9 protein-coding genes are annotated in these 6,805 nt (G+C 71.3%); 1 reads left to right on the top strand and 8 read right to left on the bottom strand.

What is annotated here, in order from left to right; all coding sequences use genetic code 11:
• Positions 1-178: 178 nt before the first annotated feature.
• Positions 179-610, top strand: coding sequence for a hypothetical protein (locus tag ABYE80_RS15230; RefSeq protein WP_372791140.1), 432 nt, complete (start codon positions 179-181; stop codon positions 608-610).
• 27 nt (positions 611-637) lie between these two features.
• Here ABYE80_RS15230 and ABYE80_RS15235 read toward each other — a convergent pair whose 3' ends face one another.
• The 8 genes from ABYE80_RS15235 to ABYE80_RS15270 form a co-directional block, all read right to left on the bottom strand.
• Entirely contained in the window at positions 638-1,636 is a 999-nt protein-coding gene (locus ABYE80_RS15235; RefSeq protein WP_372791141.1) for a polyprenyl synthetase family protein, read from the bottom strand.
• Between the two features lie 11 nt (positions 1,637-1,647).
• Positions 1,648-2,370 carry a bifunctional demethylmenaquinone methyltransferase/2-methoxy-6-polyprenyl-1,4-benzoquinol methylase UbiE gene (ubiE, locus tag ABYE80_RS15240; protein ID WP_372791142.1) on the bottom strand — a complete coding sequence of 241 codons (723 nt, stop codon included), beginning with the start codon at positions 2,368-2,370 and terminating at the stop codon, positions 1,648-1,650.
• Positions 2,371-2,382: 12 nt separating this feature from the next.
• Entirely contained in the window at positions 2,383-3,138 is a 756-nt protein-coding gene (locus ABYE80_RS15245) for a c-type cytochrome (RefSeq protein ID WP_372791144.1), read from the bottom strand.
• A complete protein-coding gene (locus tag ABYE80_RS15250) occupies positions 3,135-3,938 on the bottom strand; it encodes a cytochrome bc complex cytochrome b subunit (RefSeq protein ID WP_372791146.1) in 804 nt (267 codons plus the stop codon). Before ABYE80_RS15250 ends, ABYE80_RS15245 begins: the two co-directional genes overlap by 4 nt.
• A 6-nt stretch (positions 3,939-3,944) precedes the next feature.
• On the bottom strand, positions 3,945-4,613 hold the full coding sequence (locus ABYE80_RS15255) for a ubiquinol-cytochrome c reductase iron-sulfur subunit (RefSeq protein WP_372791147.1): 669 nt from the start codon (positions 4,611-4,613) through the stop codon (positions 3,945-3,947).
• A gap of 107 nt (positions 4,614-4,720) precedes the next feature.
• Positions 4,721-5,266, bottom strand: a complete 546-nt coding sequence (locus ABYE80_RS15260) for a hypothetical protein (RefSeq protein ID WP_372791148.1) — start codon at positions 5,264-5,266, stop codon at positions 4,721-4,723.
• On the bottom strand, positions 5,263-6,546 hold the full coding sequence (hemL, locus tag ABYE80_RS15265) for a glutamate-1-semialdehyde 2,1-aminomutase (protein WP_372791149.1): 1,284 nt from the start codon (positions 6,544-6,546) through the stop codon (positions 5,263-5,265). Before hemL ends, ABYE80_RS15260 begins: the two co-directional genes overlap by 4 nt.
• Positions 6,547-6,610: 64 nt before the next feature.
• The coding region (locus ABYE80_RS15270; protein ID WP_372791150.1) for a hypothetical protein at positions 6,611-6,805 on the bottom strand (195 nt) is incomplete at its 5' end.

The following is a 6,805-nucleotide window of genomic DNA, read 5'->3' on the forward strand; positions in this document are numbered from 1 at the left end:
GAGCAGCACGATCGCCAGCTCGAGGGGTCCGATGTTCGGCATGCGTGGAGGTTCCGTTCGTCCGGGGGGTCGGTTGAAGGGTAGCGCCGGATCGACCGGGCCCCGAACAGCCGCCGAGGTCGGGCTCAAGTCCTGCGGCGACGCCGCCGATGAAGTGAGCGTCACCAAGGACTGCGAAATGGCTCCCAACCCGGATCAACACCACTACGTGCGCAAGGTCGTCCTCCCGTCCGGGAAGACGATCGAGGTCGTCTACTTCGAGGACCAGGTCGTCCGGTCGGATGCCGTGGCGCCGAGCCCCGGCCCCGCGGAGACCCGGACGCCGCTGCACCTCTGCGGCTCGTGCGACTCGAACCTGGTGTACCCCACGGAGTGGTCCGAAGCGGGCCCCCGCCATTGGGAGGTCACCCTGCGGTGCCCCAACTGCGAGTGGCACGGCACCGGGGTCTTCGAGCAGGAGCTCGTCGAGGAGTTCGACGACGAGCTCGACCGCGGGACCGAGACGCTGGTGAGCGATCTGCGCCGCATCCTCCACGCGAACATGGAGGACGAGATCGACCGGTTCGTCCGCGCGCTTGACGCAGGCCACATCCAGCCCGAGGACTTCTAGCCCCGGACCAGGCCGCGGCGCTGCGTCTCAGGCGTAGCGTGCCACCACGCCGTGGGCGACGAGCTCCAGCGCCTCGCGCTGGGCCCGCCCCAGACCGTCGGGAAGCGACGCCCGCGCGCGTTCCACGAGCGCCAGGGCCTGCTCGCGGGCCTCGGCGAGCGCGCCCGTGCTTGCGATGGCGTCGCAGACCTGCTCGGCCTGCTCGGCACTGGTGATCGTCCGCGGCTCGATCGCGCGCAACGCGGGGTCGCGCTCACGCGCCAGGATGAACGGGAGGGTGACGGTGCCGTCCAGCAGGTCGGTGCCTCGGTGCTTGCCCGTGCGCTCGGCGGGGCCCTGCACGTCGAGCACGTCGTCGAGGATCTGGAACGCGAGGCCGACGTCCCGCCCGAACGGGGCGAGCATCCGTGGATCGGTGGCGGTCGCGGGCGACTCCATGACACCCAGGGTGCAGGCCGACTCGAACAGGCGCGCGGTCTTCAGCTCGCAGCGCAGCAGGTAGCGGTCCAGCGTCACCTCCGCGTTCCAGGCGTCCTCACGCTGGAGCAGCTCGCCCCGGGCCAGCGCGGATCCGGCGTCGGACAGCACCCGAACCTCGTCGGGACGGCCGTTGGCGACGAGCAGGGTGAAGGCGCGGGCGAAGAGCTGGTCACCGGCGGCCGTCGCCATCCCGGGGCCGGCGGTGGCCACGACGGTCGGCTGACCACGCCGCAGGTCGGCTCCGTCGAGCACGTCGTCGTGGACGAGCGTCGCGCTGTGGACGAGCTCCACCGACGCCGCGGCGCGCACGAGGCCGGCGGGATCGTCCGGCGCGCCCCCTGCCGCCACGAGCACGAGCAGCGGACGCAGGCGTTTCCCGCCCGCAGCGATCGTCGACGCGCCGTGGGGCGCGAGGGCCGGGGCGGTGGCCGCGGCGACCTCGGTCAGGAGATCCTCCACCGCGCCCATCAGCGGCGCGACGTACGGTCCTGCGGCGACTGCGATCGGCGCGGCCTCCGCCGCCAGCGCATGGGAGCCGGCGTCCATCGCCGGCACGCTCACGCGGGCTTCTCGCCGACGTGGATCGCGATGATCCCGCCGGCGGTGAGCAGGTAGCGGACCGGGTCCAGACCTGCGGCGTGCAGCCTGGCGGCGAGCGTGTGGGCGTCGGGGAAGCGCTTGACGCTGTTGGGGAGGTACTCGTAGGCGTCGGCGTCGCCGGCGACCTTGCCGATCAGCGGGACCGCGCGGTCGAACCACAGCCGGAAGAACGTCGACAGCGGCGGGCGGGTCGGCGTGGTGATCTCCAGCACGACGACGCGACCGCCCGGGCGCACGACCCGCGTCATCTCCCGCAGGCCCTGGTCGAGATCGCTGAAGTTGCGGGCACCGAACCCCACGGTGGCCGCATCGAAGCTGCCGGTCTCGTACGGGAGCTCCAGGGCGTTGCCCCACTCCCAGACCTGCTCCGGCGCCTTGCGGCGGGCCAGCTCGAGCATCCCCTCGGAGAAGTCCGAGCCGACGACCGAGCCCTCCGCGCCGACCCGCGATCGCAGCTCGATCGCGAGATCGCCGGTGCCGCAGGCGACGTCGAGGACGCGATCCCCTGGCCCCACCGCGGCGAGATCCGCGGCGCGCGAGCGCCACGTGTGGTGCAGCCCGGCGGTCATCACCGAGTTCATGCCGTCGTAGAACCGCGCGATGCGGTCGAACATCGCGCGGACCTGCGGCTCCTCCAGACGACCGGCCTCCGGGCCGGTCGTCGGTGCGGTCGGGGTCATGACCGCGCGGATCTACTCTTCCTCGGCCTTGAGCTGGCCGAGGAACGTGACCATCGCCTGGAACTTCTCGGGCTCCTTCTCCTGCAGCGCCCGGAACGACGGCATCGGAGAGGTGGGGTTGACCAGGGTCTGCGAGATCGCCTGGGCGGGCAGGCGGGTCGCGATCTCCGTGAGGTCGGGCCCCGGCCCGTCGTTGCCGTTCTCAGCGATCTTGTGGCACGCCAGGCAGCCGGACTGCGCGACCACGAGCTTGCCTGCCTCGTACTGCTCGGTCATCTCCGGACCCTGCGCGACGATCCGCGCGGGCGTCTCCATGTCGATCTGCGTCGGCGCGCCGGCCTCGGCGCCGAGGTAGGTCAGGAGCGCCATGGCGCAGATGGTGAAGATGCCGGCGGTCGTGGCGATCGGGCGCTTCTCCGGCCGCCGCTCCGGACCGCGGTCGTAGAACGGCAGCAGGAACAGCAGGATCATGCAGATCGTCGGCACGCCGATGGTGGCGAGCGGCACGAGCTCCGGCGGCTTGATGACCTTCAGCAGCTCGAAGAGGAAGAAGAAGTACCACTCGGGACGAGGCGTGTAGGTCGTGGTCGTCGGGTCGGCCTTCGGGCCGAGCTCGGCGCCCAGCACGAGCGACATCGTGATGATCGCGGCCATCACGATGACGGCCATCATGCCGTCCTTCGCCACCGCGTACGGGAAGAACGGCTTGCCCTGCGCCTTGAGGACCGAGTACTCGCGCAGGTACTGCTCTTTCTCCTGCTTGTTCACGCCTGCTCCTCGTCCTTCGGGGTGTACGTCTCGGCCTTGATCCACGGCGGGGCGGTCGTGCCCAGCTTCGCGACCAGGTAGAGGTGCGCTCCGATCAGCGCGCCGAGGAGGCCCGGCACGAGCATCATGTGGATCGCGTAGAAGCGCGACAGGGTCGTGGCGCCGAACTCGGGGCCGCCGCGCAGGAAGTCCGACAGGAACGGACCGACGAGCGGGCCGGTGCCGTTGATGTTCACGCCGACGATCGTGGCCCAGTAGGACCGCTGGTCGAACGGCAGCAGGTACCCGGTGAAGGACATGGTCATCGTGAGGATGAGCAGCACGACGCCGATGACCCAGTTCAGCTCGCGCGGGTACTTGTACGCGCCGAAGAAGAAGGTCCTCGCCATGTGGAGGAAGATCAGGATGACCATCACCGACGAGCCCCACTTGTGCATGCCGTGCACGAACTCGCCGAGGAAGACCTCGTCGTTGATGTAGCGCATCGACTCGTACGCGCCGGAGGCGGCGTCGGGCCGGTAGTACATGGCGAGGAAGACGCCGGTCACCGCCTGGGCGAGGAAGGCGAACATCGTCGCCGAGCCCAGGGTGTAGAACCAGTTGGTGCCCTTGGGCACCTTGCGGAACATCATCCAGCGCGCGGCGCCGGAGAGGCTCGTGCGCTCGTCGACCCAGTCGACGGCGGAGATGCCGGTCTCCTTGGCGACGTCCAGGGGACCCTGCTTGGGCTGGCCCGGCCGCTTGGGCAGCGGGATCGCCTTGTCCGGCAGGGGCGGGAGAGGGAGCTTCAGCTTGGGCATCGGTGGCTACTCCGAGAGCTTCCGGATCGAGGGCCGGGACGGGTAGAGGTACTGCCCCACGCCGTCGAGCGGCTCGCCCGGATCGCGCGGGGAGAAGCGGTCGAGCTCCTCGTTGACCGAGAAGCGCTTCCCGATCTCGACCCGACCGTTGGTGACGCGGGTGTAGAAGCGGTCCAGAGGACGGACCGGCGGGCCACCGTCGACGCGTCCGACGAAGTCGTACACGCCGCCGTGGCACGGGCAGATGAAGCGCTCGGCCGCCGAGACGTAGCGGACCGGGCAACCGAGGTGCATGCAGCGCGTGGACAGCGCGACGACCTGGTTGTACTGGTCGGCCGGCTCGGTGTCGATCGCCTCGTTGCGCTTGCGCAGGTACACGGTGGACTTGCCGGCCTGGCCGACCCCGGTGACGAGCGTGATCGTCTTCGGGATGTAGGTGTCGTCCTCCAGCTCGTCGAGGCTGCCGACGTCCTGCCACGGCTGCTCGTGCTCCTCGAAGATCGGGCCCATGGCGAATCCGAGGGCAGGCAGGAGGAACGCCGACGCGGCGACGGCGCCCGCGGTGTGCGCGGTGGCGGTCATGAAGCGACGACGGGTGACCGTCTCGCCCTCGAAGGCGCCGGGGATCCCCCGGTCAAGCGTGTAGTTGGACTTCGTCTTCCTGCGGTCTGACACTGCGGCTCCTAGGCGCTCGGGCGCGTCCGGGGTCTCCGTGAGGACGGGAACCTTATCGCTCGGTAAACGATAGAGGCGGCACGACGGCCCTCAACGCGCATTCCGCTTCAGCGCGCCACATCCTCCGCAAGCTGGCGCGCGGCGGCTCTGAGTGCTCCTGCGGCGGACGGATCACTCGTTCGGGCCCGTTCTTTTGCCTGCTCAAGGCCGGGATCGGACCCCCATCCGACCGCCACCGCCCCGGCCTCCCAGACCGCCTCGGCCAGATCGGTCGCGCCCTCGGCGTGAGCACCGGCGCACAGGGCGATGACGTCGGTCAGCTCCCCCACGGCGTCCAGAGCGCCGAGCTCGGCCAGCCGCGCCAGTCCCAGGGCGTACAACCGGTCGCCCGCGAGCAGCGCCAGGTCCCGGTCGGCGGTCACGACGACGCGGCTCCTGCCCGGGGCGTAGTGCAGGAGATATCCCTCGCGCACCGCTTCGACCACGAACGCCAGGTCTCCGGGGCTCGTCGCCGCCTTCGGCCCGGATGCCGCCAGCGTTCCGAGACCGGCCTCGGCGCCGGGGTCCGGGTCCATCACCGCGGCGGCGAGCAGCCCGCCGTCCCGGCGTACCGCGTCGGCGAGGTCCCGCAGGATGTCGTGTCCGTCGCTCACGCGATCTCGGCGAAGGCGGCCGCCGCGATCTCGATCGTCCTGTCCAGCTGCTCCGTCGTGTGCGCCAGCGACGGGAACCAGGCCTCGAACTGCGAGGGCGGCGGGTAGACGCCGCGCGCCAGCAGGGCCCGGCACCACGCGCCGTAGGCGTCGAGGTCGCACGCCTTGGCGGTTTCGTAGTCCACCACCGGCTCGGCGGAGAAGAACACGGTCACGAGGCCGCACACCGACTGCACCTGGACCGGCCTGTCGCCCGCAGCGCTGCGCAGACCGGTTGCGAGGCGCTCGGTGATGCTCTGGAGCCGCATGTACGCGGCGTCGTCGAGCATCCGCAGCGTCTGCAGGCCGGCGGCGACGGCCAGCGGGTTCCCGCTCAGCGTGCCCGCCTGGTACACGTCGCCCGCGGGAGCGATGTGCTCCATGAGATCGCGCGAGGCGCCGTAGGCCGCGGCGGGAAGGCCGCCGCCGATGACCTTGCCCATCACGGTGATGTCGGGCAGCACCGCCGTCAGCTCCTGCGCGCCGCCGCGCGCCACGCGGAACCCGCTGATCACCTCGTCGAACACCAGCAGCGCCCCGTTCTGGGACGCCCGGGCGCGCACGAGCTCGAGGAAGCCCTGGTGCGGCGGGGTCAGGCCCATGTTGGCCGGGTAGGGCTCGGCGAGCACCGCCGCGAACTCGTGCTCGTCGGTCGCCGCGACGAGCGCCTCGCCGTCGTTCCACGGCACGACGATGGTGGCCGCCGTGGCCGCCTCGGGGACGCCGGGACTCGCGGGCAGGCCGGCGGTCGCCAGGCCGCTGCCGGCCTCCGCGAGCAGCCCGTCCACGTGCCCGTGGTAGGCACCGGCGAACTTGAGGAGCTTCGTCCGGCCGGTCGCGGCACGCGCCAGGCGGATCGCGCTCATCGCGGCCTCCGTGCCGGACGAGGTCATCCGGAGCATCTCGACCGACGGCACCCGCCGTCCGACCTCCTCCGCCAGATCGACCTCGCCGGCGGTCGCCGCCCCGAACGTCGTGCCCTTCTGCGCCGCCGCGCCGACCACCCGGAGGATCTCGGGATGAGCGTGCCCGTGGATCAGGGGGCCCCACGAGCAGACGTAGTCGATGAACCGGTTGCCGTCGATGTCGAGCAGCTCCGCTCCCTCGGCGCGATCGACGAACAGGGGATCGCGACCGATCGACCGCATCGCACGGACCGGGGAGTTCACCCCGCCCGGGAGGTACTGCAGCGCTCGCTGGTACTGCTGCGCGCTCTTGGTGTCACGGAGGGAGATGCCCATTGCGCAGTCAGGCTACCCGTGCGCGACCGCAGCCGAAGCGCCGCCCGAGGCCCGTCCGCCCCATCTACCCGCGGCGCGCGAGGTGCTGCCACCGGCGGCGGGCCGGCGGGTACGGCGTGCGGGACGCCAGCGTCACCCGGGCCCAGTCGCCCTCGTACTCCAGGCGGGCGACACGGGGATCGTGGCGCAGCAGCGCCTCGCAGACCGCACGGACGTGCGGGCGCTCGAGCTCAGCCTGGGATGCCTGGTACTCGAACTC

The organism is Paraconexibacter sp., from assembly GCF_041602235.1.
Classification (GTDB): Bacteria; Actinomycetota; Thermoleophilia; order Solirubrobacterales; family Solirubrobacteraceae; genus Paraconexibacter.

Excerpts from the sequence above, each read along its gene's own strand:
- ubiE (WP_372791142.1), bottom strand. The coding sequence starts at position 2,370 with ATGACCCCGACCGCACCGACGACCGGCCCGGAGGCCGGTCGTCTGGAG.
- ABYE80_RS15230 (WP_372791140.1), top strand. The coding sequence starts at position 179 with ATGGCTCCCAACCCGGATCAACACCACTACGTGCGCAAGGTCGTCCTC.
- ABYE80_RS15235 (WP_372791141.1), bottom strand. The coding sequence starts at position 1,636 with ATGGACGCCGGCTCCCATGCGCTGGCGGCGGAGGCCGCGCCGATCGCA.
- hemL (WP_372791149.1), bottom strand. The coding sequence starts at position 6,546 with ATGGGCATCTCCCTCCGTGACACCAAGAGCGCGCAGCAGTACCAGCGA.
- ABYE80_RS15250 (WP_372791146.1), bottom strand. The coding sequence starts at position 3,938 with ATGCCCAAGCTGAAGCTCCCTCTCCCGCCCCTGCCGGACAAGGCGATC.